This is a genomic window from Rhizobium sp. IY2 (assembly GCF_047532935.1).
Taxonomy (GTDB): Bacteria; Pseudomonadota; Alphaproteobacteria; order Rhizobiales; family Rhizobiaceae; genus Rhizobium; species Rhizobium anhuiense.
The window spans coordinates 1-25,089 of the sequence record NZ_JBLKNU010000014.1 but is presented as its reverse complement, the minus strand read 5'-3'; the positions used below and the strand labels follow the sequence as shown (position 1 = coordinate 25,089).

The following is a 25,089-nucleotide window of genomic DNA, read 5'->3' as shown; positions in this document are numbered from 1 at the left end:
TCGGTCGATATCTGGTTTTAACGGATGAATGAGACGCCGGGTTCATCGTCCCAGTCAGCGTCGTCCGAGACAACAGGGCTGGAATATTCCGTCTCGCGAAGCGGACGCGCATCCGGCCTGTTGCGCTTGAGGGTGAGCGCCGCTGCAACCGCTCTTATCGCCACCGGCCGGTAGTGAGCGAGCAGGTCCAGCTTCTGATCGTCATCCGGTTCTTCCCTACGCATGCGTGACCCCATTTTTCCTGCGGCGCCGATGCGATCCCGACGATGCGTCGAGCGCCTGCGCCTTCCATCCCATTGCCGATGCATAAGGTATCACAGATCGCCGATCGCGATCTCACTTGATTTTCGCAGCTTTCAGCCTGTATGAACTTATTAAAGCATTCTTGAGAGTTAAAATGGCTACTGAACCTGACATCTTTAGTGAATTGGACCAGTTCGACAGAAAAATCCTCGCGGCTCTTGCCGAGGACGGCAGACTGTCGATCACCGATCTCGCGGCGCGTGTCGGCCTCTCGAAGACGCCGTGCCAGATCCGCTTCAAGCGGCTCATCAGCGACGGCTATATCGAGGGCTTCAAGGCCGTCCTCAATCCATCGAAAATGCAGCTCGACCATATCGCTTTCGTCGAGGTGAAGCTTTCCGATACCCGCGAAGATGCGCTGAAAAGCTTCAACGACGCCATCAAGAAGATCAGGGAAGTCGAAGAGTGCCACATGATCGCCGGCAGGTTCGACTATCTGCTCAAGATCCGCACACGCGATATCGGCCGCTACCGCCGCGTCCTCGGCGAGCGCATCTCGACGCTGCCCCACGTTGCCAACACATCGACCAATGTCGCGATGGAGACGATCAAGGAAGGCTGGGACAAGTTCGGTTCGAGTCTTTCGTGAACCTATTGCCGGCGACCGGCCCGGCGCAGTTCAAGACCGCGCGCACTTTTTAGCATCATGCCCTGGCTTTCCGGCCGCGTGCGCTCGGCTTCACCGGCACGCTCTTGCCGTACTCGTTCCACCATGCCGTCAAAGCTTCCATGGTGGGGCCGAGGCCCCGCGCCTTTTGTGTGATCTCATATTCGACGCGCGGAGGAACCTCCGCAAAGATGGTGCGGGACACGAGGCCGTCTGCTTCGAGCTCACGAAGTTGCGCCGTCAGCATGTGCTGGGTGATGCCGGGAATAGCCTTCCTCAATTCGCCAAACCGATAGACCCGCTGATTGAGCAGCCACATGATTTCCAGCTTCCATTTTCCCGAAAGCAACGCGAATGCGCGACGCATCTCCTCATGCATATTGCCTTCTTCTTCAACCATGGTCTGCTTTTCCATACTAACAGCAAGTAATTCATCCTACTTGCAAATATGAATCTTAGACGACATTTCTCTGCGTGCACAAGGGAGCGCAGAAAGGCGCCTCCCAAAAACAAACCGACAGACTCGACGAGAGGAATGTTGCTGCGTGGGCAGCGACAGGGATGAACTCATGCCTGAATTTTACGTGTACTGGATCAGCACGGCGCTTCTATCCGTGCTCTACCTCGCCTCAGCCGCCATCTATGTCACCAAGCGAGACTGGGTTCGCCAGGTTCTGGCGGAACTCGGATTCCAAGCTTCCTATCTCATTCCGTTCATGATCATCATCAAGGTTCTCGGCCCGGCCGCGATCCTTTCCCGCGTCAGCGTGCCGCTCAGCGATCTCGCCTATGCCGGCATCTTCTTTCACCTGCTGCTGTCGGGCCTCGCCCATGTCGGCGTTCGAAAACCCGCCGGCGCTCTGCCAGCGGCGGTCGGCCTGGCGCTGCTGGTCACCTCATTCATGACGCAGAACGACGCCCGCGACGTCCCCTCCCCTTACGTCCAGGCCACTGCGCACTGAGGTCCGATAATCCCAACCCAAATCAAGGAGATAGAAATGGGTCGACTCAATGGAAAAATTGCCATCGTCACAGGCGCAAGCCGCGGCATTGGCCGTGCCACGGCAAAGTTGTTTGCGGCCGAAGGCGCGAAGGTCGCAATTCTTTCGCGGACATCCGAAAGCGTCGAACGCGTTGTCGCTGAAATCGTCGAAGCGGGCGGCGCAGCACTCGGCACCGTCTGCGACGTCGGAGAGGCCGATCAGATCACGGCCGCGGTGGACAAGGTTGTCGCTGCCTACGGCCGCATCGACATTCTCGTGAACAATGCTTTCGATGGCTCCGCGGTCTTGTCGTCGGTCATCGACCTCTCAGTCGAACAACTGCAACGCAACTTCGACACTGGGCCGATCGCCTATCTGCGCTTCATGCAGGCTTGCTATCCTCATCTGAGGGAAAGCGGAGAAGGCCGGATCATCAATTTCGGCTCGATGGCCGGCACCAGCGGGTTGGCTGGTTATGGTCCGTACAACATGGCCAAGGAGGCGGTGCGCGCCCTGACCCGCACGGCGGCGCGCGAATGGGGTGCGGACAAGATCACCGTCAACAACGTCCTGCCGATCGCCGACACCTGGGGGGCTGCGGAAAAGGAGGTTCCTCCGCCGATGAGCGCGCTCGCGCGTTTCGGCTCGCCGGAAGACGACATTGCGCCGGTGGTGCTGTTCCTGGCCAGCAAGGATTCGCAGTTCATCACGGGCTACAGCCTTACCCCCGACGGCGGCGCAATCATCGACAGCGCTCGGTAACAGTCCTCGGCAACCGTCGATGAGCAAGGGGCGCAGCATGTTGCGCCCCGTTGTCCAGCGCAGCGCGACCTTGGCGGCCGAGCAGGCGCTGAAGTTCGGCAAGCCGTCGAGCCAACGTGGGGCCTAATGCGGTCTTTGAATTTCACAGTAGACAATGCTGCGGTTTGAGCCGGACCAAACAGACACCTTCATATCCGTCCCCGTCACGCTTTCACCGGCGATCAAGCCCATCTCTCGTTCTGACCGCAACAGCAGCGCCCAGTTCATAAATGTCTCCATATAGCCATCGACCTCCGTCTCCGGAGAGAAATTGGCGAACAGGAATGTGCCGCCAGGCTTGAGCATGCTGATGCACTTCTTGGTCAACTTTACGGCGACCGGGTCCGGCAAATAGTCGTAGAGACCTGCGGCATAGACGAAATCGAACATTCCCAGCGCATGTCTTCCACCGATCAGGGATTTGACCGAACCGCTCATCGCCTCGACGGATGTGCCGGCGAAATCGCGGGCTACGGTTCCAACGCTCATCGGGTCTTGATCCAAAGCCACCCAGCGTTTGATCGCGCCGGCACCGAGAGCGTGCGACAAAGGCCCCTCACGAAGATGCCCCGCCGCGATGGCGAGGACTTCGGTGGAACCAGGCCGCGCCGAAGCGATTTCGTCAACGCGGCGAGCCAGAATGTCTCGACGCTCCCTTACCGCTAGGGATGACGAAGCATTTCGAGTGTAGGCGTAGATCGAACGGCCCAAGTTGCTGGCCGATAAGACAGCGTCCTCAATCTCAGGTCTGCCGTAGATGAAGTCGAGAAGGCGTGCGTCGCCAGAATAGCCGCGCGGCTTTTCGAACGACCAGCGGGTCAATGGATCTTGATGAAGATAGTGAGCAACTGGATGAGATTGCGCGATCGGAACGATGACGTCCCATACCTCCGGATGAAAGCGCCGCCGTATCTGATGCAAGGCGGCGGTCAGACGCTCGATGATCGCATGAGGCTCGACGCCGGATTTGAACTGACGGATCGACACGTCAAGGCTGAGGGCAAGCTCGGCACTCGCAACGATAAGGTGGCCGGGATCTGGGGCAGCAAGCCTCCTTGCCGCCCGACGAATTTCACCTGGCGCGACAAGACTTTCACCGTCCAAGACCAGGCTTTGTACCATTTCGAGACCTCTTTGACATAGCATTAAGCATAATCAACCTCGAAATAGGATGCGACTAGAATCTACACGGGATAAGGGTATTTCTACTATTGCGGGTCAGATGCCACCCCTCTAACAAAGCTAAGCAATAAGACAAACCGGTTGCAGGTTGCCGAACGTGATTTTGGAGGGCGCCGAAGTATGGCTTACTTTTCAACTTACTTTAGATCGTTGTCAGACCGGTGTTGTTGCATGATCGCGGCTTGCGCTAACGTCCAGCGCGACGAACCAACCGCCAGCTTTTCATTTGCCGAGGCCCTCAAGTCTCTGAAATCTGAAAATGATGCTGTCCGAAGGCAGAGCTCACGGCATGGTCTTTGGATGGCGGTCGCCGTTTATGTGGCCTTCGCACTTCCAGACCGATGGCTGATCCCCGATGTTGCCCCTGTGACGATCGCCGCGCGATTCGTCGTTGCAACGGTCGCTCTGCTGGCTTTCGAAATCTTGCGACTGGCAAATGCGAAAACCGTCTGGCTTGACATCACATGTGCCGCTGCGCTGCTTGTGGGCTATGTGGGCTGGCTGTACCCGGCGATTGCCACCCGCGACGTCACCGCCATGTCATACTACATGATATTCGGCGCCATCTTCATGATGGGCGCCAACCTTTTTTTCAGTTTCCCGTTTCGGCTTTCGGTGATCACCTCGAGCCTCGTTCTATGCGCATTTTTCGTTACGATCGAGGAATTTTTTCCTTCAAGCCAAACCTACAAGCTTGCCTTCGGGTTGTTCTACATTTCGTGCTTTGTCTTCACGTCTTTCGTCAATTGGCGCTTGAACGTGGAGCGTCGAAACGTGTTGCTGAACGCGGCGGAGGCGCGCCACCAGCACTGGGAAGCGTCCGAGCGCGGAAGGTCCCTGCTCGAGCTTTCACATACTGACTACCTGACAGGCATAAGCAACAGACGCGCGCTGGATCGGCGACTCGACGAATGCTGGGCCGCTTGGAAAGACGAACGCCGCGACTTCTCCGTGTTCCTCATCGACGTCGACTTTTTCAAACGCTTCAATGACCGCTACGGACATCAGGAAGGAGACCGATGCCTGACTGTCATCGCCAATGCGCTGAAGGCACTTGTAGAGTCGTCAGATGGCATGATCGGCAGGTATGGTGGCGAGGAATTTATCGTGGTCGTGCCGGCTGCCCTCCCCAAGGTCGCGATGGTTCTCGCCGAGAAGATCAGAATGGAAGTCGAGTCTCTGGCGATTGCTCACGACGAGCGACCAGATGATATGTCGATCGTAACCGTCAGCATCGGCGTCGCCTTCACCCGCGAGAAACTTGGAGAGAAAGTTGAACGAATAGTCCGTGAAGCCGACCTCGCTCTCTACAATGCCAAAGCAAGTGGCCGAAACTGCATTCGTAGTTTTGATCCGTTGTTGCCTCGCCCCGACGACTATGCTGGTAAACTCGTCCCGCTGCTGGCGGCCGCCATTGATCGCAAACTGGTCTCGCTGGTGTACCAACCGATCTTCGACGTGACGAACGAGAAACCAAGAGCTGTCGAGGCTTTGATGCGCCTCAGGATGCCGGACGGCACCGCGGTTTCGCCGAAGACGTTCATTCCCGTTGCAGAACGAAGTGGCGCTATCCTCGAACTGGGCAGGTGGGCGATCGAGACGGCATGCCGTGATATACTGATGACCGATCGGATGGCTACCGTCAGCGTCAACGTATCGCCAATACAACTGCGTTCCCCCGGCTTTGCTGCCAGTGTCGCTGATATCCTTGCTCGGTGCGGGGTCTGTGGGTCGCGACTGGCCTTGGAAGTCACTGAGGGCCTGGACATGGATATGCAGTCGGAGGTGCTGAAATGCATTGCCGATCTGCGGGCACTCGGCGTCGAAATCTGGCTTGATGACTTCGGCTGCGGCTTCGCGGGTCTCTCCTGGTTGAGGGCAATCGAGTTTCAGACGGTCAAGGTCGATAGAACCTTCCTGCACGACAGCTCGAACCCACGCGGTTTGATGATGCTTCAGGACATGATTGCTCTCATCCGCAATCGTGGGAATACGATCCTGGTGGAAGGCGTCGAAACTGCAGCACAATTTTCCCTTCTCAAGGATCTTCGCATCGACCGTGTCCAGGGCTTTCATATGGGAATGCCGGTTAGCGCTGAACTTCTGAGCGCGGCATAACTCGATCTCACGGTTTCCGGTTGCTCCGCACGTTGCCGATGATCGGCGCGTGTCGGATGTCTTGCTTTTAAACGGATCAGGCAGTCTGATGCAGCGAGGCAATGGATCGCTGAAGGCAGACGAATATTCAGCGGCTGAACCTGAGAATGAGGAGCAGGATGGATCACGCCAACAGCCATCACATATCGGCGAGCGAAGAGCGGGAAGCGCGCAGGCTTCAATACCTGACCTGGGAACACATTGCGTCGGACCTCCGTCATCCGGCCCACCTGGCCCGCAAGGCGGAACTCCGGCGATCATGCGATGCGGAGCTGGCTGAGACGTCCTATATCGCCGAGCATGCCGCGATCTTCACCGAAAGCCTGATGATGGGCGAGCGCTCCTGGATCGCCGGGCACGCACTCGTCCGCGGCCAAGTGATCCTTGGCGACGATTGCACCATCAATCCCTATGCCTGTGTGTCCGGCACGGTGACCTGCGGCAATGGCGTGCGGATTGCCTCGCACGCCTCGATCGTCGGCTTCAATCATGGCTTCGACGATCCGGCCATTCCCATCCACCGCCAGGGTGTCGTCAGCATCGGCATAGTGATCGGCGACGACGTCTGGATCGGCGCCAATTGCGTGATCCTCGATGGCGCCACGATTGGAAATGGCGCGGTGATCGCCGCCGGCGCGGTTGTCACGGGCGACATTCCCGCCATGTCGGTTGCCGGCGGCGTGCCGGCCCGGGTGCTGCGGAGCCGAGGCTCGGCGCCCAGGAAATCCGGCACGGGAGACATCGAAGATCAGTTGGTCAGGCTCGGCCAGAAAGCGAAAGACCAATGGCCCGATATCCTTGCACGCTGGAAACCGCAGGGAACCTATGAATCGCGGGAAGCGGACGGCGTCCGCAGACCGGCGATCCGGCATTTATGCGATGCCATCGAGATCGCCGCCGGCTTCGGTCACCTGCCACCCGACCTCGATCCATCCGAGACCGTCCATCTTCTGCAAGGCCTGCAGGAACGGGAGACCGGGCTTTTCCCGGAAGAGCATTTGCGCATGTATGGCAAGGCGCTCAGGGATGATCCAAAGGCGCTCTATAACGTCCTTGCGGTTGGTTATGCGCTTGAACTGCTTGGCTCCAGCCCGCGGCAAGCTGTCCATGCGGTAGAGCTCGGCGCTGAAGAGCTCGATGAATGGCTAAGCGCCCTGCCCTGGTCGACCCGGGCGTGGCATGCCGGCAGCGTGGTCGATGCGATCGGAACCGCCATGTACTTCAATGCGAAGTATTTCGGCATCCGGCATTCACGGCAGGAACTTTTCGAGTGGCTGAGCCGCAATGCCAACAGCGTCTCCGGCCTATGGGGCGAGCCGACTGCGCTGGAAGGATGGCTCCAACCGGTAAACGGTTTTTATCGGCTGACACGCGGCACCTACGCCCAGTTTGGCGCAGCGCTTCCGCACCCGCACGCCTCGCTCGAAACGGTTCACCTCAACTATCGCAACCACAAGGGCTTCGTCGGCGCGAAATACAATGCCTGCAACCTGCTCGATACGATTCATCCCCTGCTGCTGATTGCGCGGCAGACCGACTACAGGCGGGCCGATGGCGAAGCGATCGCCCGCAATCTCATATCGAAGGCTCTGGATCGATGGCGGGATGGTGAGGGATTCCCGTTTGCCGATGGCGGCGAACCGGGCTTGCAGGGGACGGAGATGTGGCTTTCGGTCATTCACCTGGCCGCCGATTTCCTCGGTCTGGCGGATCGCTTCGCCTTCGTCCCGAAAGGCGTCCACCGAACGTCAACTGTGGGACTGGGTTTGTGACGATAGTTTTCGATCAACCGTGCAGTGATGCTGTCAGCCAGGCGGCGGCAAGGTCGCGCGCATTGCTGCGCTTGGCTTTGACCGGCACGATGACGTTGTAACGATCCTCGGCGGCAAGCTCGCCGCCATCGGCCTGCACCAAGGTTCCATCCTCCAGAAAGGTGCCGACCAGCATCCGCCATCCCAATGCCATCCCTTGGCCCGCGCGCGCGGCTGCGATGGTCTCGGTATAATGATTGAACCGCAGCGACGGCTTTATCTCGAGGTTGGCGCCGGTCAGCGAAAACCATTGCGCCCAGCTATACCAGGAACGATCGAGAACATCGGTTTCGATGAATTCGTCACCGGAGCCCAGCGGACCATCTGCCCGGCGCCTGAGGTAATCGGGAGAGCAGACGGGGCAAATGACGTCGCCGCGCGAGGCGATGACGGTTCCATCGCTGAAGGGAGGCACACCGTATCGAATTGCCACGTCGACTTCTCCATCGTCGAGGGCAATCGGGCTGTCCTGGGAAATCACCCGCACCAGAATGCCAGGGTTTGCCCGGCGGAATTCGGCCAGCCGCGGCAGTAGCCAGAAAGAAGAGAAGGCGACGGTCGCGCCTATCGTCACGACGTCCTGGCTGCGCGACTGGATCGCTTCCACGCTCTCGGCGATATCGGCAAGGCTCTTGGCCAGCGTGGCGCCAAGGTTGATGCATGCCGTTGTCGGCTCGATCGCTCGATGCTTGCGCACGAATAGGGGCTGGCCGAGTTCCTCCTCCAGCAAGGCAATCTGCCGGCTGACCGCTGCCTGGGTGACACCGAGTTCGGTCGCAGCCGTGGTGAAGCTTTTCCGTCTCAACACCGCCTCCAGGGTCACCAGCGCCGTCAGCGACGGGAGCCGTCTTCGGAAATGCATCGCAAACCTCTCATCGCATGATAAAAACTTATGCGAACGTGATTTTTTATGCCGTTGAAATGCCGGTAGTGCAAGGGCAATCTAGGGAAACTCTCGCATAAGAGGTTCTCATGCTAAACAGACTTCCTTCTTCCATTTCAGCCCTTCTCGACGCTCGTGCCAACGGTCACTCGCTGCCGGCCGGGCTGTATGTCAGAGAAGATGTGTTCGAAGCAGACATCGACGTCTTCTTCCACAATCACTGGATCTGTGTCGGCCTCGACTGTGACGTTCCCGAACCCGGCGACGCCACGGTGATCGACATCGGCAAGACGAGCCTGATCCTCCTGCGCGACGACGACGGAGAAATTCGCGTCCTGCACAATGTCTGCCGCCATCGCGGCTCCCGCCTTCTCGATCCGGGCAAGACGATCGTCTCAAAACTCGTCTGTCCCTATCACACCTGGACATATGAACTGACGGGCGAGCTCAGCTACGCCCCGCACATGGGCAAGGACTTCGACAAGGAGTGTCGGAGCCTCAAGCCCGTCACCTTCAAGTCGATCGGCGGGCTGATCTACGTCTGCCTCTCCGACAATCCGCCCGAGGACATCGCTCTCCTCGAACAGGCCATGGTCGAGCGCCTCGCTCCCTACGACATCCGCAATGCCAAGATCGCTCACCAGACCGACGTCATCGAGGACGGCAACTGGAAGCTCACGATGGAGAACAATCGCGAGTGCTACCATTGCTCCGCGAACCATCCGGAGCTTTGCGTCTCCTTCGTCGATCTCGACTTCGGCTTCGACCCCGAGACGCTGAGCCCGGAGGATCGCGAACAGGCCGAGGAGCATTTCAGGCTGTATGAAGAGCGGACGAAGGCGTGGGAGGCTGACGGCTTTCCCTCGGCTGCCGTCGAGCAACTCGCCGACTGCGCCACAAATTTCCGCACCCAGCGGCTGATCATCGCAGGCGCTGGTGAATCCCAGACCCACGATGCCACCGCCGCATCCTCCAAACTGCTCGGGCACATGACCCGCAAGGATCTCGGCGACATGCATCTTTGGGGCCACAACAGCTGGAACCACTTCATGGGCGACCATGCGGTGGTGGCAACCGTCATCCCGCTCTCCGCGGGCAAGACGCTGGTCAGAACCAAGTGGCTGGTCCACAAGGACGCCGTCGAAGGCGTGGATTACGATCTCGACAAGCTGACGGACGTCTGGGTAGCAACGACCGACCAGGACGCCGATCTGGTGGCGCGCTCCCATGCAGGCGCTCTCGACCCGGCCTATCAGCCGGGCCCCTATTCCCGCTTCTCCGAGACGAACCTCGACAAGTTCGCCACCTGGTACATCGACCGGATGCGCGCACATGGATACTAGGAGCCCGCAAGCGGCCACAGCCAGGGCCGCTCTTGACGACGTCTGGAACCCGGAAGAAGACGACACGCTCGTTTGTCTCGACGTTCAGCAGGAGACCCACGACGTCAAGACATTCACCTTCGCATCGCGCGAGGGCAAGCGGTTCGCCTTCAAGGCGGGACAGTATTTTCTGTTCGATCTCGAGCACAATGGAGAGGCGGAAAACAGGTGCTACAGCATCTCGTCTTCGCCGCATCGGACGAATGCCTTCTCCGTGACGGTGAAGCGCGTTCCCGGCGGCAAGATCTCCAACTGGCTTCATGACACGCTGGCTCCCGGGGCAGCCGTCAAGGCGAACGGTCCGCTCGGTCACTTCGTCAGGCCCCAGACGGCGGGACGTAAGCTTCTGCTTTTGTCCGGCGGCTCCGGCATTACACCCGTCATGTCCATTCTGCGTGAGATCGCCGACAGTTGCGAACCGGCCGACGTCGTCTTCATGCATGCCGGCCGGACGCCCCAGGATCTGATCTTTCGCGACGAGCTCGCCTGCATCGCCCGCAGGCTGAAAGGTCTTCGCCTCCACTTTCTCCCGGAGACCGTTGCCGGCGAGCCGTCCTGGCCCGGCCTGACCGGTCGCATTTCGAAAGAATATATCGGGCTTGCCGTTCCCGATATCACTGAGCGAACCGTGATGTGCTGCGGTCCCGCCCCGTTCATGGCGGCTGCGCGCGGCATTGCCGCCGAACTCGGCGTCGCCGGCTCGAACTACCTGGAGGAAAGCTTCGACGCCGCTGTCATCGACGAACCCGAAATTCCCGCGGTTCAGGAGGCGGCTGCCAAGGTTTTCCAGGTCACCTTCTCGAAACAGGCCCGCAGCATCGCGGTAACAGGCGAGCAGAGCGTGCTCTCATGCGCGAAGAAGGCGGGCGTCAGGATACCGTCATCCTGTGCGAACGGCGTCTGCGGCACCTGCAAATCGAAGCTCGCCTCCGGGACGGTCGACATGAACCACAATGGCGGAATTCGCCAAAGGGAAATCGACGCCGGCTTCTTCCTGCCCTGCTGCTCGAAGCCGCTCAGCGATCTCGTCATCGAGCGCTGAGCGCCCGGTAACGTCGCGCCATTCACCGACGACAAGGACTGACTTCGATGCTGCGAGACCAAAGCGATTCCGCTGAGCCGACCGGCTCGACGGTCTTCAAGGATGAGCGGAAGCAGGCATATCTCAATCCTGAGGGAGCGGATCGGCCTCTTATCAGTCCTGTGCCGGCCACGACGCTCGATCGGGCTCGCCGCTATCGTCTGGAGCGCCTGCGCACGACGATGCGCGAATGGGACTGCGGCGCCCTGCTGCTCTACGACCCCGTCAACATCCGATATGCCTTCGATTCATCGAATATGAGCATTTGGACGATGCACAACGCCTCGCGCTACGCTCTGGTCCTCGCCGATGGTCCGGCGATACTGTTCGAATTCGAAGGCGCCGAGCACGTCAATGACGGGCTTCCCGGCATCGACGAGATCCGGCCGGCGAAGTCATGGATATTCTTCACGGCGGGCAACCTGATGGAACCCCGCCTGAAAGCCTGGGCGGACGAGGTCGCGGACCTCGTGAGCAGCCATGGCAGCAACAGGCGCGTTGCGGTGGACAGGCTCGAACCCGCCGGCGCCTTCGAACTGCGCGAACGCGGCTTCACGCTTGTCGACGGCCAGGAACTGGCGGAGCGGGCGCGATCGATCAAGAGCGCCGACGAAATCGAGCTGATGCGATGGACGATCCGTGTCTGCGAAGCCGGCATGGCGCGGATGTACGAGATGTCAGAGCCCGGCCGCACCGAAAGAGAAATCTGGGCCGAGCTTCACTTCGAAAACGCCCGCAGCGGCGGCGAGTGGCTGGAGACCAAGCTCTTGACCGCTGGCCCGAGAACGAACCCCTGGTATCAGGAGTGTTCGGACTACGTCATCAAGCGCGGGGAAATGATATCCTTCGACACCGATATGATCGGACCCTACGGCTATTGCGCCGACCTCTCGCGGTCGTGGACCGCAGGGCATGTCGCCATGACCACCAAGCAGAAGGAACTTTACGCGGCGGCCAGGGATCAGATCGAGCACAATCTCGCAATCCTGAAGCCCGGCATGACGTTCGCAGAATTCAACACGCAGTCGTGGCGGATTCCGGAGAAATACCAGCCTTATCGATACACGCTTGCTCTGCACGGAACCGGAATGGCGGACGAGTGGCCGGGGATCCTTCTGCATCCGGATTTCGACCCGGATTTCAGCGGCGCCTTCGAGGAGGGCATGGTGCTCAACGTCGAAAGCCTGATCGCCGAAGCCGGATCCGAGAGCATCAAGCTGGAAACCCAGGCTCTGATCACGGCCAGGGGCGCCGAGCGGCTGGACACGTTTCCGTGGGAAGAGATCTGAGTAAACTCAGTGCGCTCTCAAAGCGGCTGCGCGATGCTGCGACGGCGTCTGCCCGAATGTGCGCTTGAAGGTTCTCGTGAACTGCGAGGCGTTTTCAAAGCCGACATCGAGCGCGATCTCGATCAGCGGCGCCTTCGACTGGGCAAGGATCGATTTCGCCCGCTCCATGCGAACACGATTATAGGCCTTGGCGGGAGACATTCCGGTCTTGTCGATGAAGATCCTCTCCAGTTGCCGCCTTGACAGGCCAACCATGGCGGCAAGCTTCTGAATCGACATGCTGCCGTCGACGAACTGTTCCATCGCAATCATCGCCGCCTTGACGCGGGCGTCTTCATACTCGTCGTAGAGCGGTCGCCGCGGCTGTATATCCGCCGACGTCCGGGCCTTTTCGATCTGAAGCACTTCAAGCGCGTTTCGCTCGGCGTCGCGGCTGATGCGTTTCCTGACCAGCAATGCCGCCATGTCGGCGGAACTGCTGCCGCCTGCGCAAGAGCCGCGCTGGCGATCGAGATTGAAGAGCCGGTCGGAACGAACGCTGAGCTCGGGAAAGCGCTCGCGAAATTCCTTGTAATGCAGCCAGCTCACGCAGGTTTCGTGCCGCTTCATCAGGCCGGCCTCAGCAAGGATGAATGAACCCGTGCACACGCCGATCAACGGCACCTTCTTGGCATCCGCCTGCTTGAGAAAGGCGATGGTCTGCTGGTCGACGGGGTTCTCCACCGTCAGAAGGCCGCCGACGACCACGATGTAGTCGAACTTCGCCGGATCGACGAAATCGGAGGTCGGCGCAACCTGGACGCCGCAGCTCGCGGTGATCAGGTGCCTCGTGCTGCCGATCACCTGCCAGTCGGCAAGAAGCCTTCCGGAGCGATCCTGCTCGTCGCTGGCCAGCCGCAGCGTATCCACGAAGAGTGCGAAGGCCGACAGCGTGAACGAGCGCGCCAGAACGAACCCGACTTTGAGCCGGCCAGCCGATCTTGCGGCGTCGTCTGCTTGGCGTTGCTGATCGGGTCGCATAGTCATCTCCCTGCCGAAAACGCGCTCATCGGATCTGAAAGCCATGCGCCAGCGGATCACGATCGTCAACGAAAATGGTGTTGTGCCCGATGACGCGCGCCCAGCCTCCGATGCTGGGAAGAATGCCGCTATAGGGTCCAATGCTCGCCTCGGCTTCGACCCGGCCCTCGAAGATGGTTCCGATCAGGCTTTCATGCCGGTATCTCGACCCGATGGTAAGCCGCCCCTTCCCATAGAGCTGGGCCATGCGGGCGGAGGTGCCGGTGCCGCCCGGCGATCGATCGATGGCCTTTTCGCCATAGAAGACGGCGCAGCGTCCATCCGAGACGTCATTCACCGGGCGGTCGCACCAGATGGCGTGATGCACACCGCGAATCCTCGGGTCGTCGGGATGGACAGGATCGCAGATACCGGCAAGCGCCGACCTCAGTCTCTGGCTGCAGCCGACAATGTCGGATGCGGTCATGCCGTCGAGGCCGCTCCAGTTATCCTGTGGTTCGACGACCGCATAATAGTTGCCGCCATAGGATATATCGACGCGCAGACGGCCCATTCCCGGCACATCCACCTCGACATCAGCCTCATGGAGATAGCTCGCCACATTGTGGAGACGAACGGAATCGACATATCCGTCCTTCTCCTCATAGGTCACGTCAACCCTCCCCGCAGGCGTCTCGATGGCGACCCGGCCGGGTTCGCGCGGCTTGACCAGCCCCTCCTCGATCGCGGCGGTCACGGTGCCGATGGTGCCGGCGCCGCACATCGGCAGGCAGCCGCTCACTTCGATGAACAGCACGGCGAAATCGCAGTCCTGCCGATAGGCAGGATAGATGATCGCCCCTGACATGATGTCGTGCCCCCTCGGCTCGAACATCAGCGCCTTGCGCACCCAATCATGGTCGCGGACGAAAATCTCCCGGCGCTCGCTGATCGGTGCATGGGCAAGCAGTGGACCGCCTCCGGCGACCAAGCGGACGGGATTGCCGCAAGTATGCGCATCGATGCAGAAGAAGCTGTTTCTCATCTCTCTATGACCTTGCTCATTTCGCCTTCGGCAGCCTGTCGCGGTCGAGCAGGCCGCGGGACAGCCGGTCGAGCAGAAGGGCGACAGCGACGATCGCCAGGCCTGCCCTGAGACCAAGCCCCATCTCCATGCGCGTCAAGCCGCGCGTCACCTCAGCACCGAGACCGCCGGCACCGACGAGGCCGGCCAGCACGACCATGGCCAGCGACAGAAGGATGCACTGGTTGAGCCCGACGAGGAGCGTCTGCTTGGCCAAGGGGATCTCGATCTTCCAAAGCACCGAGCGAGGCGGCGCCCCGATGGCGCTGCCAAGTTCGATGAATTCCTTCGGCACCTGGTTGAACGCCAGCGTGGTCAGTCGGAGCATCGGCGGAATGCCATAGACGATGGTGGCGATGATTGCCGGCACGCGTCCAAGGCTGAAGATCATCACCGCAGGAATGAGATAGACCCACGGCGGCACGGTCTGCATCACATCGAGAACCGGGCGAACCATCGCCTCCAATGTCTTGTAGCGCGAGCACAGGACGCCGATCGTGAAGGCGATGAGCACGGAGATCAGGACCGCGACGGTGACCAGAGACAGGGTCTGCATCGATGCCGTCCACAGCCCCATGAGGAGACAGAAGCCCAGGCAAAGACCGGCCAGGATCGCGGCGCGCAGACCGACGGCGACGAATGCCAGAACGACGACGATCGCGATGAGCCCATAGGGCGGCACGAAGAGCAGTGCCGCTTCGAATCCGGAAAGCACCGCTTCGACCAGATAGCTGATCGCCGCAAACAGCGGATGAAAGTTGGTGTTGAGCCAATCGACGGATGGCGCCAGGAAAGCGCCGGGCGAAAACTGCAGGATGGACGGATTCATGACTTCCTCCCCGTTCCCAGACGAGCAGCACTCTGGGTTATGCGATCAAGCACCATGGTCAGAACCACGATGGCGATCGCTCCATTGATCGAGGTCGCGATGTCGAGCGTTCTGATCGCGCCGTAGATCGTCTCGCCAAGCCCGCCGGAACCGACGATGCCTGCGATGACGACCATGCCGAAGGCCATCATCAGGCTCTGGTTGATGCCCGCCATGATGCTCGGCAGCGCGAAGGGAAGGCGGATCTTGAAGAACATCTTCGCCGGCGTCATCCCAAGCGCCTCTCCGAGTTCGATGAACTCCTTGGGCGTCATCCGGATACCGAGAGACGTCAGGCGGATTGCCGGCGGCACGGCGACGATCACGGTCGCGATCAATGCCGTCGCCGGTCCATAGCCGAGCAGAGCGATCGCCGGCAGCAGGTAGATGTATGGCGGAAGCGTCTGGATCAGGTCCAGGCCGGGCTCCATGAAACGATCGAGGGCGGGAAAGAAGCCGGCCATAATGCCGATCGGGATGCCGATCACCAGGGCGAGCGTGGTTGCGGTCAAGACCAGCGCCAGCGTACTCATCGTCTCCGGCCAGAGTCCCATGGAAAAACAAAGCGCCAGCGCGACGCCGCTCAGCAGGGCGAACCAGACATTGACCAGCCGCCAGCCGACGAGCGCCACGATCAGCGCGATCAGATAGAATGGCGGAAGTTCCAGGAGCCAGAGGATCCCGGCATAGAGCCCTTCGAGAACCTGCCTGATGGAATCGAAAAGGAACTCGCCATTGTCGCTCACCCATTCGAGCGCGGAATCGGTCCATTCGTCAAAAAGATCGATGAAGCCTGAACTATCCATGTCAATCAGCTCCAGTTGGTGGACGCCGCCGGCAGATCGTGGGCGGATGGTCCCTTGACGCCCATCAGCAGGCTGCGCGGCGTGACCACGCCGACAATCTGACCATGGTCCACGACGGCGATGGCGTCGCGCTCCGACTGCATCGTCAATGTGATGAGTTCGTCGATGTCGGCGTCCGGCGTCGTGCGCGCCAGCGACGCGATGTCGGAATTCGGCGCGCTTTGCTGGAATTCGGCGACACTGCGCATGACGGAATGCGCCTTGATCAGATGGAGACGGGATATGCCGGCGACGAATTCGGCGACATAGGCATCCGCCGGGTTGAGGATGATTTCCTCGGCCGTGCCGGTCTGGATGATGACGCCGTCCTTCATGATCGCAATGCGGTCGCCGATCCGGATCGCCTCGTCGAGATCATGGGTGATGAAGACCGCGGACTTGCCCAAGGCTTTCGTCAGCTGCCGGAATTCGTCCTGAAGCTGGCGCCGGATGAGCGGATCGAGCGCGCTGAACGGCTCGTCCATCAGAATGATCTCGGGGTCGGAAGCGAGAGCGCGGGCGAGACCGACGCGTTGCTGCATGCCGCCCGAAAGCTCGCCCGGATACCGGTTCACCCAGTCGGCGAGGCCGACCTTCTCGAGCGCGGCAACGGCGGTCTTGTTTCGCTCCGGCTTGGTTATTCCCTGCACCTCGAGGCCGAAGGCCGCATTTTCCAGGACTGTGCGGTGCGGCAACAGAGCGACGCTCTGAAACACCATGCCGATGTTCCTGGCGCGCATCTGCCGGAGATCGACCGGAGACAGGGCGGCGAGGTCGCGCCCCTTGACGAGGACCTTGCCGGCGCTCGGCGTGATCAATTTGTTGAGCAGGCGGATGAGCGTGGATTTTCCGCTTCCCGACAAGCCCATGATGCAGAAGATTTCGCCGCGCCGCACCTGGAGGCTCGCCTCGGACACGCCGACGACGCAGTTGTATTCCTTCAAGACCTCTTTTTTGCCGAGGCCGCGCTCCTTGATCGACTTCATTGCCGCAGCGGACTTGTCACCGAAGACTTTCCAGAGGGACTGGCAGTCGATCAGGACATCATTGATATCGGCAGTTACGGTTTTCATAGCGATCCCCTTGAGCCAATCGGCGCTGGCTTCTCTCGTTGAATCTCCCAGCGTCCTTTGCGCGTCCAAAAGAACGCGCGGCGCTGTAGGATGGCCGCCCGACGGATCGGACGGCCACGACGCGGTTAGTTCTTCTTGATGTTTTCCCAGCGCTTGATCAGGTCGGCATGGGCGCCGATCCAATCCTGCACGGCCTGGTCCATGGTCTTGCCTTCATTGACCGCGCCGTTGATGGCGGTGATGTCGGCGAGCGGCACATAGACGCTGGCCATCACTTCCCGCGCATGCGGGTTCTCTGCGGAGAAGCCCTTATGGCCGATCCAGTAGTAGCTCTGCGGCGGCGGGAAGATGCCCTTCGGATCCTTGAGGTACTTGACCTCGTACTTCTGGACCATCCAGGACGGCTCCCAGATCGTCACCGCGATCCACTCCTTGCGATCATAGGCGGACTTCAGCGCCGCCGTCATCGCGGCGGTGCTGCCCTCGACGAGCTGGAGCTTGAGGCCGTAGTCCTTGACCGCATTCGAGGTATCGCGCATCAGGCCGGCGCCCGGTTCGATACCGATGATCTTGCCGCCGAACTTGTCGGCGTTTTCATTGAGCTGTTCCAGCGAGTCGATCGGGACATATTTGGGAACCGCAACACCCTGATAGAGGCCGTGCGAAACCGGCGAGATCTTTTCGAGGCGGTTCTTGTTCTTGTCCCAGTAGTCCTGCGCGACATAGTCCGTCTGCGAGGTGAGAACCTGGATGTCACCCTTGGCAAGAGCGGCATAGGCGATGCCCCATTCGGAGAACTCGGTCACCTTGACGGTGTAGCCCGCGTCTTCGAGAACCTTCTTGGTGATACCGGTGATGGGCGTCAGATCTTCCCACGACATCGTGCCCATGGTGATCGTCTTTTCTTCCGCGCGAGCAGGAAGGATGCTGACCCCGATCATTGCAGCGGCGCAGAGCGCCTTCCACAAATTTTTCATCGTTCTTACTCCTGTTTTACGTTCCCATTCTCATTGAAGTCTGCGAGCGGGCAGCTTCACATTGCGCGGGCCGAGGGATCATCCCTCGCGGCCTGCACGCAATTCCTGCAGGCGGATGACCGAGTTGACGCCGAGCCACGCGATCGGCTCGGGCGGCAATCTCACCGGTTCCGGCTGGTTCTTGTATTTGTCGAGTTCGGGGCTTGCGGCGCCTGTCGCCAGATCGGCCGCCATCATTCCAGCAAGCGTGCTCTTGACGGTGCCGAGACCATTCTCGCAGCAGGCGGAAAAAAGCCCTTCCTCGACTTCGCCGAATGCCGGCACATGGTTTCGGCTCAGGCAGAGCGCACCCGCCCAGCTAAACTCCATCGGCAGGCTTTCCATTCCGGGGAAGCGAGCGTCGAACGAGCGGCGCTGCTCGGCCGCCACGCCGGCGACCCGCTTCTCCGACACCTGGAGGCTCGGGTCGTAAGTGAACCGCGTCCTGATGACGATCCTCGAACGGCCATCTGTGGTGATCTTGCGCACCGTCGCGCCCATCGGGTCGGCCGGCAGCAGCGCCCAACGGTCTGCGCCGGTGATATCGCCGCCGAATTCGTTCTGGGAAAAGGCCGATGTCATCGACGCGTAGGTGAATATGTGCATCAGCCGCCCGCGGAAATGGCCGAAGCTTTGAATATGGCCGTTCACGCCCAGAATGACCTTCGGCGCGGAGACCGATCCGCGAGCCGTCTTCGCCTTCCAGGACTTTCCCTCGCGGGAAAGCTCCAGCACCGGCGAGTGCTCGCGGATGGCGATCTTTGCGCTAAGTCCGCGCGCCAGGCCGCGGATATAGTCGGCGGGCTGGATCATCACCGCGCCCGGCGTATAGAGCCCACCGCGATAATAGCGCGAGCCCGTCATCTCCCGCATCTGATCGGCATCGAGAACGCGATGCTGCTCACCGATCTTTTCGAGCGACTTCCTGTAGTTGTCGTTGAGCCCGAGCCCCCGGTCGGAGGCCGCGGCATTCACCTTGCCCGCCGGATCGAAGGTTTCCCTGGACAGGCCGTATTCCGCCGCGACATCGGCTGCGAAGGCAATCGCCAGACGGTTCTGTCGAATCTCGTCCTTGGTCGCCTCTTCATCGGCCACCGAATACTCGCCGGAAGAGAGATTGTGCGGCACGTCGATCATGAAGCCGGAATTTCTCCCGGCCGGACCCTTGGCGACCTCACGCGCCTCCAGGACGACGATCTTGTCCTGAGGGCGCAACTGCGAGAGGCGGCGGGCCGCCGACAGGCCGGCAAATCCGGCGCCGACAATCAGCCAGTCCGCGATAATGTCGTGTTCAAGCGCCATTGCGGGAAAGGCGCGTTCGCTGATCGCCTCCCATCCCGAAACGCCGGTATCGATCGGCAGGTGCTTGATCACATGGCGGGTCATCGGATCGTCTCGTCGACCGACCGTTCGGATACGTCGATCCAGATGGTCTTGAGTTCGCAGTAATTGTCGTGAGCGAAGACCGACTTGTCGCGGCCGCCGAAGCCGGACTCCTTGTAGCCGCCGAACGGCGTGCTGGCGTCGCCTTCTCCGAAGCAGTTGACGGTGACGACGCCGGCGCGGATCTCCCGCGAGAGCCTGATGGCGTTCCGCAGGCTACCGGTATAGACGGACGCCGTCAGGCCGTAGTTCGTGTCGTTGGCAAGGGCGATCGCCTCGGCCAGCGAATTGAAGGTCGTCACCGAAAGCACCGGGCCGAAAATTTCTTCCTGGAAGAGGCGGCTGGCCGGTGTCACGCCCTCGACCACCGTCGGTTCGATGAAGATGCCGTTATAGGTTTCACCGCCATGGGCGATCGAGAGCTTCTCCGTCTTGGCGTCGTCGAGGAAAGACTTCACCTTTTCGAAATGCGCCTTGCTGACGAGCGCGCCGATGCGGTTTGCCGGGTCGAGCGGATCGCCGGTCTTCCATTCGCGCATATAGGCGCCGATGCGTTTCAGCAGTTCGTCCTTGATCTTGGCATGAACGATCAGACGCGAGGTGGCCGAGCAGTTCTCGCCCATGTTCCAGAAGGCGCCGTTAACGACCTGCTCGGCAACGAGGTCCAGGTCTTCGGCATCGTCGAGAACCACCGCGGGGTTCTTGCCGCCGCATTCGAGCACCACCTTCTTGAGGTTCGAGTCGGCGGCGTAGCGCAGGAAGCGGCGGCCGGTGGGCGTCGATCCGGTGAAGGCCACCATATCGACATCCATATGCAGGCCGATCGGCTCGCCGACCTCCTTGCCGCCGCCGGTCACGACGTTGAAGACGCCCGCCGGGATACCTGCTTCATGAGCAAGCTCGGCGACGCGCAGCGTGGTGAGCGTCGTTTCCTGCGCCGGCTTGACGATCACCGAGCAGCCGGCGGCAAGCGCCGGGCCGATCTTCCAGGCCAGCATCAGCAGCGGGAAATTCCACGGCAGCACGCATCCGACAACACCGATCGGCTCGCGCACGATCATCGTCAGCGCGTTGGCGCCGACCGGAGCGGTGTTGTCATAGAGCTTGTCGATCAGCTCGGCGTGCCAGCGCAGCGTATGAATGGTATCGGCAACATCGACCGCCTGGCATTCGCCGACCGGCTTGCCGCTGTCGAGGCTCTCCATGACGGCGAGCTCGTGACGATGCTCCTCCAAGAGTTTGGCGAGCTTGAGGAGCACCGCCTTGCGTTCGGCCGGCGAACGCAGCCGCCAGCGGCCATCGTCGAAGGCTTGCTTCGCCTTGGCGACGGCGGCGTCGACGTCGGAGGCATCGCATGCAGCGATCTCGGCGAGAGCCTCACCCGTCGCAGGGTTCGTGGAGGTGAACGTCTTGCCGGAGTTCGCCGGACGGAATGCGCCATCGACGAAGGCATTCGTCGGAAGTTGAAGACCGGCGGCGATCGCCTTGTATTCGGCTGCGGTCAAGGGTTCATGCATGGTTTGCTCCCGACGTGATCTGGCTGACCGTGCGCTTCAAGGTGGCGACGACGGTCTGAAGTGTTCGCTTTTCTTCCGAGTTGAGCGGGCGCAGCGGCGCGCGGACCGAGCCGACGTTCAGCCCAATCAATTCGCATCCGTGCTTGATCGATTGGACGAACTTGCCGCATTCGAGGAAATCCATCAGCGGCAGCATCGCGGTCATGATCGCGCGGCCCTTGTCAAAGTTCTTTTCGACGACGCAGGCCTCGTAGAGGGCGACATGTTCGCGCGGCAGGAAATTGGAGCCGGCGCAGACCCAGCTCTTCGCGCCCCATGCGAAGAATTCGAGCGCCTGGTCGTCCCAGCCGCAAGACAGTGCAATATGCGGAAATTTCCGGGCAAGCAGGTGAAGGTTGCCCATGTCGCCGGAGCTTTCCTTGATGGCGACCACGTTCTTCGACTTACCGACGCGGGAGAAATATTCTTCGCCCATCACGACACCCATGCGGGCGGGATAGTTGTAGAGCATGATCGGCAGGTTGGCCGCGCGGTCGACGGTCAGAGCGTGGACCGCATTCTCGCGTTCGGTCGGCAGCGCGTAGGGCGGTGACGACACCAGGATTGCATCCGCGCCGATGTCCTTCGCCGCCTTTGCGTATTCGACCGAATCTTCGGTGCGCGTGGCGCCGGTCCCGATAATAAGCGGCAGCCGCGTGCCGATGACGTCCCTCGCATAGGCTGCGAGGTCGAAGCGCTCCTGGCTGCTCTGGGCGTAATACTCGCCCGTCGAGCCGCCGACGATGATGCCGTGGACGCCGGCCTCGATCAGCGACTCGAGCACGCCGGCAAATCCGGCTTTGTCGATCTGGCCATTTTGATCGAGCGGCGTCACCGCCGGCGTATAGATCCCCTCAAACTTCACGATGACTTCTCCAATATTTGCGTGGCGGGACCGCCGAGGAAGGCGTCCGCCTTGAGGCCTTGCGGGGCGATGAACATCTCCATGTTCTCGCGGGACAATTCCCAGTGTTCGAAGACGAGGTCGACGACGGCATTCTCATCGTGGGCGCCGAGCGCATCGATGAAGCTGTCATGATGGTCGACGGCCACTTGAAGCCGCCGCTTCATGTCCTCGTTCCTCGGTCGGAAGAAGGTGTGGCCGATGCGCGCGTGGTCGATCAGCAGCCGGCCGAGGCTCGGCTGCAGATAGACGTTGCCCGACATCTCGCCGAAAATTTCGTGAAAGCGATTGTTCTCGAGGACCATCGCCAAAGGGTCCATGTTCTCGCTGGCGGCGCGGAACCGCTCCTGGGTCTGCTTCAGGTCTGAAAGCTGGGCGGGTTTGAAATTCTGCACGGCGAGACGGCCGATCGCCGCGTAGATCATCGGTGCGACGAGAAAGAAATTCCGCAGGGTGGAATGGTTCATCGGGATGACCCGCGCACCCCTGTTCTCGCGGATGTCGATATAACCCTCGCCGGCAAGGCGCCGAAATATGTCGCGAACCGGCGTCCGCGAGAGCCCGTATCTTTCACTCAAACTGGCTTCGTCCAGATCGGCGTCCGGGTCCAGTTCCATCGTCAGGATCTGCCGTTTCAGGTCTTCGTAGAGATTGCTCTTGGGTGTCTTCGCCATCGTCGCTCTCCGGCCAGTCGTTGCTCTACGCCGTGAAAATGGCACGCTTGTCGGAGGGAGTCAATAATTGTGTACTTTGCGTACACAATTAGTATTTATAGAATACACAATGATGCCGAGCGCTATGGTCGCGATGCCTGTCAGGCGCCGCTTAACGTGCTGACAATGATCGACATTCCGCGGCGGCGACCGTCGCGGCGTTCTTGCCAGCGGATCATCGTGGCAGGTCGGTGAGAATGTCTCTGGAGTTGACGTCGATACGACGTCGGTCATCAGGCCTCGAAGCCTGGACGCCGGCGACCCGGCGAGCGGCCATTGCGGAATATCTCGTTTCCGGTGGCGGCGGTTTTGTCGGGGAGCGCCGGCCCGGCGCTCCCCGGGGTCGATTAAGAAGCCAGAACGCCGCTCTTCTTGGCGGTCCACGTGGCCATGTAGTCCATAAGGCCAGGGTTTAGGCAATCGTAAGGCTCGAGGCCGGACGCCCTCAACTGCGCCCTGACAGCGTCCATCTTCGCGGGGTCGAAGCCGCTCTCGATGATCGACGACACGAAGGCCGCAAAGCCCGGCTTCGCCCAGCCGCTTTCCTGGAAGCGTTCCGGATGGACGAAGGACAATCCCTGGAACGGATGTTCGCGCACAACCGGCCCATACATATGCACGCCGCATTCCTTGCAGGCGTGGCGCTGGATCAAGGCGGCGGAATCGACGACGGCGAGCTTATCGCCGTTCTCCAGCACTTCGACGCTTTCGGTCGGAGCGACCGCCACGACCGAGAAGACGGCGCCCTCGGGCTTCCAGCACTTGGTGCAGCCACAGGCGTGATTATGGGCGATATCGCCCTTGATCTTCACCTTGACCGGATTGCTTGCGCATTTGCAGACGAGCGTCCCGCCTGCGAAAGCAGCGTCAGTCGCCCGAAAGCCTGAATCCACTGCCGGATGTATGGCTATGCTGGTCATGGGTTTCTCCTCCCCTTCTGGGCCGTTTGCGATATGCCCGGCCAAGCTCTGCAATCAGTCTCCCAATCTCCGCGCGTGCCAGCGCAGATGGTCTTCCATGAATGTCGAAATGAAGAAGTAGGAGTGGCCGTACCCGTCCTGCATGCGAAGCCGCAGGCTGATGCCGGCCGTCTCGCAGGCCTGCCTGAGCTCTTCGGGGCGCAATCCGTCCTGCAGGAAGCTATCCGCCGTGCCTTGGTCGACGAGGAATTCCGGGAACCGGTGCCCGTCTTCGATCAGCGAGCAGGCATCATAGGCCCGCCAGTTCCTTTCATCCGATCCGAGGTATTTCTGGAATGCCGGCTTTGACCAGCCGGAGACCGAGGGATGGCTGATCGGCGCGAAGGCCGAGCAGCTGCCGAAGCGTTCGGGGTGCTTGAGCGCGATCGTGATCGCGCCATGTCCCCCCATCGAGTGGCCGAAGATTCCCTGCCGCGTCATGTCGACCGGAAACTCGGCCGCGATAAGCTTCGGCAATTCATCGACGATGTAGCTGTACATCCGATAATTCTGTGCGAACGGCGGCTCGGTGGCGTCGACGTAGAAGCCGGCACCCTTGCCGAACTGCCAATTATCCGGCTCGTCCGGGACGGTATCGCCCCGCGGACTGGTGTCGGGGCAGACGATGATAATACCGAGTTCTGCGGCAAGACGCCGATACTCTCCCTTTTCCATGACGTTCGCATGGGTGCAGGTCAGACCGGATAGGTACCATAGAACCGGCAACTTCCGTACTTTGGCCTGCGGCGGTAGGAATACCGCAAAGGTCATGTCGCAGTCGCAGACATCCGAGCGATTGATGTAAACGCCCTGGGTGCCGCCATGAGAATTTTCGGTTGAGATGGTTTTCATGGCTCAGTACACGACCACGCCGCGGATGGACTTGCCCGTATGCATCAGCTCGAAGCCCTTGTTGATGTCATCGAGCGGCATGGTGTGGGTGATCATCGGATCGATCTGGATCTTGCCCTGCATATACCAGTCGACGATCTTCGGGACGTCGGTGCGGCCACGCGCGCCGCCGAAGGCGGTGCCCATCCAGTTGCGGCCGGTGACCAGCTGGAACGGCCGGGTGGAGATCTCCTGGCCGGCGCCGGCAACGCCGATGATGATGGACTTGCCCCAGCCGCGATGGCTGGCTTCCAGCGCCTGGCGCATCACCTTGGTGTTGCCGGTGCAGTCGAAGGTATAGTCGGCGCCGCCGATCAGG

At 60.7% G+C, this 25,089-nt stretch carries 25 protein-coding genes; 8 read left to right on the top strand and 17 right to left on the bottom strand.

What is annotated here, in order from left to right; translation table 11 throughout:
- Positions 1–17 precede the first annotated feature (17 nt).
- On the bottom strand, positions 18–224 hold the full coding sequence (locus tag ACMUVN_RS29965) for a hypothetical protein (protein WP_414815866.1): 207 nt from the start codon (positions 222–224) through the stop codon (positions 18–20).
- Between the two features lie 173 nt (positions 225–397).
- Between ACMUVN_RS29965 and ACMUVN_RS29960 the strand changes: the two genes are divergently transcribed.
- Positions 398–892: an Lrp/AsnC family transcriptional regulator gene (locus ACMUVN_RS29960; RefSeq protein WP_063473475.1), complete on the top strand. Its 495-nt coding sequence runs from the start codon at positions 398–400 to the stop codon at positions 890–892.
- 55 nt (positions 893–947) lie between these two features.
- Here the strand turns inward: ACMUVN_RS29960 and ACMUVN_RS29955 are convergent, their stop codons facing one another.
- Positions 948–1,325, bottom strand: a complete 378-nt coding sequence (locus ACMUVN_RS29955) for a winged helix-turn-helix transcriptional regulator (protein WP_028756998.1) — start codon at positions 1,323–1,325, stop codon at positions 948–950.
- 154 nt (positions 1,326–1,479) lie between these two features.
- Here ACMUVN_RS29955 and ACMUVN_RS29950 point away from each other — a divergent pair, with 154 nt between their 5' ends.
- The gene (locus tag ACMUVN_RS29950) at positions 1,480–1,872 is read left to right on the top strand and encodes a DoxX family protein (RefSeq protein ID WP_097544994.1); all 393 of its coding nucleotides are present in this window, start codon (positions 1,480–1,482) and stop codon (positions 1,870–1,872) included.
- Positions 1,873–1,908: 36 nt separating this feature from the next.
- Entirely contained in the window at positions 1,909–2,655 is a 747-nt protein-coding gene (locus tag ACMUVN_RS29945; RefSeq protein ID WP_063473474.1) for an SDR family NAD(P)-dependent oxidoreductase, read from the top strand.
- Between the two features lie 123 nt (positions 2,656–2,778).
- Here the strand turns inward: ACMUVN_RS29945 and ACMUVN_RS29940 are convergent, their stop codons facing one another.
- Positions 2,779–3,816 (bottom strand): class I SAM-dependent methyltransferase, encoded by a 1,038-nt coding sequence (locus tag ACMUVN_RS29940; protein ID WP_028756995.1) that lies wholly within the window; start codon positions 3,814–3,816, stop codon positions 2,779–2,781.
- Between the two features lie 180 nt (positions 3,817–3,996).
- Here ACMUVN_RS29940 and ACMUVN_RS29935 point away from each other — a divergent pair, with 180 nt between their 5' ends.
- Together ACMUVN_RS29935 and ACMUVN_RS29930 are read left to right on the top strand one after the other, a co-directional pair.
- Positions 3,997–5,994, top strand: coding sequence for a putative bifunctional diguanylate cyclase/phosphodiesterase (locus ACMUVN_RS29935; RefSeq protein ID WP_063473473.1), 1,998 nt, complete (start codon positions 3,997–3,999; stop codon positions 5,992–5,994).
- A 158-nt stretch (positions 5,995–6,152) separates the two neighbouring features.
- Entirely contained in the window at positions 6,153–7,805 is a 1,653-nt protein-coding gene (locus tag ACMUVN_RS29930) for an acyltransferase (protein ID WP_414815865.1), read from the top strand.
- Positions 7,806–7,818: 13 nt separating this feature from the next.
- Here ACMUVN_RS29930 and ACMUVN_RS29925 read toward each other — a convergent pair whose 3' ends face one another.
- The gene (locus ACMUVN_RS29925; protein WP_048338734.1) at positions 7,819–8,706 is read right to left on the bottom strand and encodes a LysR substrate-binding domain-containing protein; all 888 of its coding nucleotides are present in this window, start codon (positions 8,704–8,706) and stop codon (positions 7,819–7,821) included.
- A 110-nt stretch (positions 8,707–8,816) separates the two neighbouring features.
- Here ACMUVN_RS29925 and ACMUVN_RS29920 point away from each other — a divergent pair, with 110 nt between their 5' ends.
- The 3 genes from ACMUVN_RS29920 to ACMUVN_RS29910 are packed head-to-tail and all read left to right on the top strand — an operon-like array spanning position 8,817 to position 12,479.
- Positions 8,817–10,070 (top strand): aromatic ring-hydroxylating oxygenase subunit alpha, encoded by a 1,254-nt coding sequence (locus ACMUVN_RS29920; RefSeq protein ID WP_048338733.1) that lies wholly within the window; start codon positions 8,817–8,819, stop codon positions 10,068–10,070.
- Complete coding sequence (locus ACMUVN_RS29915; protein ID WP_127431819.1) at positions 10,060–11,151, top strand: FAD-binding oxidoreductase; 1,092 nt, start codon at positions 10,060–10,062, stop codon at positions 11,149–11,151. Before ACMUVN_RS29920 ends, ACMUVN_RS29915 begins: the two co-directional genes overlap by 11 nt.
- A 47-nt stretch (positions 11,152–11,198) precedes the next feature.
- Entirely contained in the window at positions 11,199–12,479 is a 1,281-nt protein-coding gene (locus tag ACMUVN_RS29910) for a M24 family metallopeptidase (protein WP_127431820.1), read from the top strand.
- A 6-nt stretch (positions 12,480–12,485) separates the two neighbouring features.
- Here ACMUVN_RS29910 and ACMUVN_RS29905 read toward each other — a convergent pair whose 3' ends face one another.
- From ACMUVN_RS29905 to ACMUVN_RS29845, 13 genes are all read right to left on the bottom strand, one after another.
- Entirely contained in the window at positions 12,486–13,499 is a 1,014-nt protein-coding gene (locus ACMUVN_RS29905) for a GlxA family transcriptional regulator (protein ID WP_047619668.1), read from the bottom strand.
- A 25-nt stretch (positions 13,500–13,524) separates the two neighbouring features.
- Positions 13,525–14,523 carry a 4-hydroxyproline epimerase gene (locus ACMUVN_RS29900; protein WP_047619580.1) on the bottom strand — a complete coding sequence of 333 codons (999 nt, stop codon included), beginning with the start codon at positions 14,521–14,523 and terminating at the stop codon, positions 13,525–13,527.
- Positions 14,524–14,539: 16 nt separating this feature from the next.
- Entirely contained in the window at positions 14,540–15,391 is an 852-nt protein-coding gene (locus ACMUVN_RS29895) for an ABC transporter permease (RefSeq protein WP_414815864.1), read from the bottom strand.
- Positions 15,388–16,236, bottom strand: coding sequence for an ABC transporter permease (locus tag ACMUVN_RS29890; RefSeq protein ID WP_048338730.1), 849 nt, complete (start codon positions 16,234–16,236; stop codon positions 15,388–15,390). The genes ACMUVN_RS29895 and ACMUVN_RS29890 overlap by 4 nt, the downstream gene beginning before the upstream one ends.
- Positions 16,237–16,241: 5 nt before the next feature.
- Complete coding sequence (locus tag ACMUVN_RS29885) at positions 16,242–17,348, bottom strand: quaternary amine ABC transporter ATP-binding protein (RefSeq protein WP_132575086.1); 1,107 nt, start codon at positions 17,346–17,348, stop codon at positions 16,242–16,244.
- A 125-nt stretch (positions 17,349–17,473) separates the two neighbouring features.
- A complete protein-coding gene (locus tag ACMUVN_RS29880; protein WP_047619572.1) occupies positions 17,474–18,325 on the bottom strand; it encodes a glycine betaine ABC transporter substrate-binding protein in 852 nt (283 codons plus the stop codon).
- A 78-nt stretch (positions 18,326–18,403) separates the two neighbouring features.
- Positions 18,404–19,750 (bottom strand): NAD(P)/FAD-dependent oxidoreductase, encoded by a 1,347-nt coding sequence (locus ACMUVN_RS29875; protein WP_132575088.1) that lies wholly within the window; start codon positions 19,748–19,750, stop codon positions 18,404–18,406.
- Entirely contained in the window at positions 19,747–21,264 is a 1,518-nt protein-coding gene (locus tag ACMUVN_RS29870) for an aldehyde dehydrogenase (protein ID WP_132575090.1), read from the bottom strand. Before ACMUVN_RS29870 ends, ACMUVN_RS29875 begins: the two co-directional genes overlap by 4 nt.
- Complete coding sequence (locus ACMUVN_RS29865) at positions 21,257–22,168, bottom strand: dihydrodipicolinate synthase family protein (protein WP_127431824.1); 912 nt, start codon at positions 22,166–22,168, stop codon at positions 21,257–21,259. The genes ACMUVN_RS29870 and ACMUVN_RS29865 overlap by 8 nt, the downstream gene beginning before the upstream one ends.
- Positions 22,165–22,881, bottom strand: coding sequence for a GntR family transcriptional regulator (locus ACMUVN_RS29860; protein WP_047619566.1), 717 nt, complete (start codon positions 22,879–22,881; stop codon positions 22,165–22,167). Before ACMUVN_RS29860 ends, ACMUVN_RS29865 begins: the two co-directional genes overlap by 4 nt.
- A gap of 386 nt (positions 22,882–23,267) precedes the next feature.
- Positions 23,268–23,840, bottom strand: coding sequence for an S-(hydroxymethyl)glutathione synthase (gfa, locus tag ACMUVN_RS29855; protein WP_047619564.1), 573 nt, complete (start codon positions 23,838–23,840; stop codon positions 23,268–23,270).
- 54 nt (positions 23,841–23,894) lie between these two features.
- Complete coding sequence (gene fghA / locus ACMUVN_RS29850) at positions 23,895–24,731, bottom strand: S-formylglutathione hydrolase (RefSeq protein WP_048338724.1); 837 nt, start codon at positions 24,729–24,731, stop codon at positions 23,895–23,897.
- A gap of 3 nt (positions 24,732–24,734) precedes the next feature.
- A partial coding sequence (locus tag ACMUVN_RS29845) for a zinc-binding dehydrogenase (RefSeq protein WP_414815863.1) occupies positions 24,735–25,089 on the bottom strand: 355 nt, incomplete at its 5' end.

Bases quoted from the DNA above. Each gene is read 5' to 3' on its own strand.
- ACMUVN_RS29965 (WP_414815866.1), bottom strand. From the start codon at position 224: ATGCGTAGGGAAGAACCGGATGACGATCAGAAGCTGGACCTGCTCGCT.
- ACMUVN_RS29960 (WP_063473475.1), top strand. From the start codon at position 398: ATGGCTACTGAACCTGACATCTTTAGTGAATTGGACCAGTTCGACAGA.
- ACMUVN_RS29955 (WP_028756998.1), bottom strand. From the start codon at position 1,325: ATGGAAAAGCAGACCATGGTTGAAGAAGAAGGCAATATGCATGAGGAG.
- ACMUVN_RS29950 (WP_097544994.1), top strand. From the start codon at position 1,480: ATGCCTGAATTTTACGTGTACTGGATCAGCACGGCGCTTCTATCCGTG.
- ACMUVN_RS29945 (WP_063473474.1), top strand. From the start codon at position 1,909: ATGGGTCGACTCAATGGAAAAATTGCCATCGTCACAGGCGCAAGCCGC.
- ACMUVN_RS29940 (WP_028756995.1), bottom strand. From the start codon at position 3,816: ATGGTACAAAGCCTGGTCTTGGACGGTGAAAGTCTTGTCGCGCCAGGT.
- ACMUVN_RS29935 (WP_063473473.1), top strand. From the start codon at position 3,997: ATGGCTTACTTTTCAACTTACTTTAGATCGTTGTCAGACCGGTGTTGT.
- ACMUVN_RS29930 (WP_414815865.1), top strand. From the start codon at position 6,153: ATGGATCACGCCAACAGCCATCACATATCGGCGAGCGAAGAGCGGGAA.
- ACMUVN_RS29925 (WP_048338734.1), bottom strand. From the start codon at position 8,706: ATGCATTTCCGAAGACGGCTCCCGTCGCTGACGGCGCTGGTGACCCTG.
- ACMUVN_RS29920 (WP_048338733.1), top strand. From the start codon at position 8,817: ATGCTAAACAGACTTCCTTCTTCCATTTCAGCCCTTCTCGACGCTCGT.
- ACMUVN_RS29915 (WP_127431819.1), top strand. From the start codon at position 10,060: ATGGATACTAGGAGCCCGCAAGCGGCCACAGCCAGGGCCGCTCTTGAC.
- ACMUVN_RS29910 (WP_127431820.1), top strand. From the start codon at position 11,199: ATGCTGCGAGACCAAAGCGATTCCGCTGAGCCGACCGGCTCGACGGTC.
- ACMUVN_RS29905 (WP_047619668.1), bottom strand. From the start codon at position 13,499: ATGCGACCCGATCAGCAACGCCAAGCAGACGACGCCGCAAGATCGGCT.
- ACMUVN_RS29900 (WP_047619580.1), bottom strand. From the start codon at position 14,523: ATGAGAAACAGCTTCTTCTGCATCGATGCGCATACTTGCGGCAATCCC.
- ACMUVN_RS29895 (WP_414815864.1), bottom strand. From the start codon at position 15,391: ATGAATCCGTCCATCCTGCAGTTTTCGCCCGGCGCTTTCCTGGCGCCA.
- ACMUVN_RS29890 (WP_048338730.1), bottom strand. From the start codon at position 16,236: ATGGATAGTTCAGGCTTCATCGATCTTTTTGACGAATGGACCGATTCC.
- ACMUVN_RS29885 (WP_132575086.1), bottom strand. From the start codon at position 17,348: ATGAAAACCGTAACTGCCGATATCAATGATGTCCTGATCGACTGCCAG.
- ACMUVN_RS29880 (WP_047619572.1), bottom strand. From the start codon at position 18,325: ATGAAAAATTTGTGGAAGGCGCTCTGCGCCGCTGCAATGATCGGGGTC.
- ACMUVN_RS29875 (WP_132575088.1), bottom strand. From the start codon at position 19,750: ATGACCCGCCATGTGATCAAGCACCTGCCGATCGATACCGGCGTTTCG.
- ACMUVN_RS29870 (WP_132575090.1), bottom strand. From the start codon at position 21,264: ATGCATGAACCCTTGACCGCAGCCGAATACAAGGCGATCGCCGCCGGT.
- ACMUVN_RS29860 (WP_047619566.1), bottom strand. From the start codon at position 22,881: ATGGCGAAGACACCCAAGAGCAATCTCTACGAAGACCTGAAACGGCAG.
- gfa (WP_047619564.1), bottom strand. From the start codon at position 23,840: ATGACCAGCATAGCCATACATCCGGCAGTGGATTCAGGCTTTCGGGCG.
- fghA (WP_048338724.1), bottom strand. From the start codon at position 24,731: ATGAAAACCATCTCAACCGAAAATTCTCATGGCGGCACCCAGGGCGTT.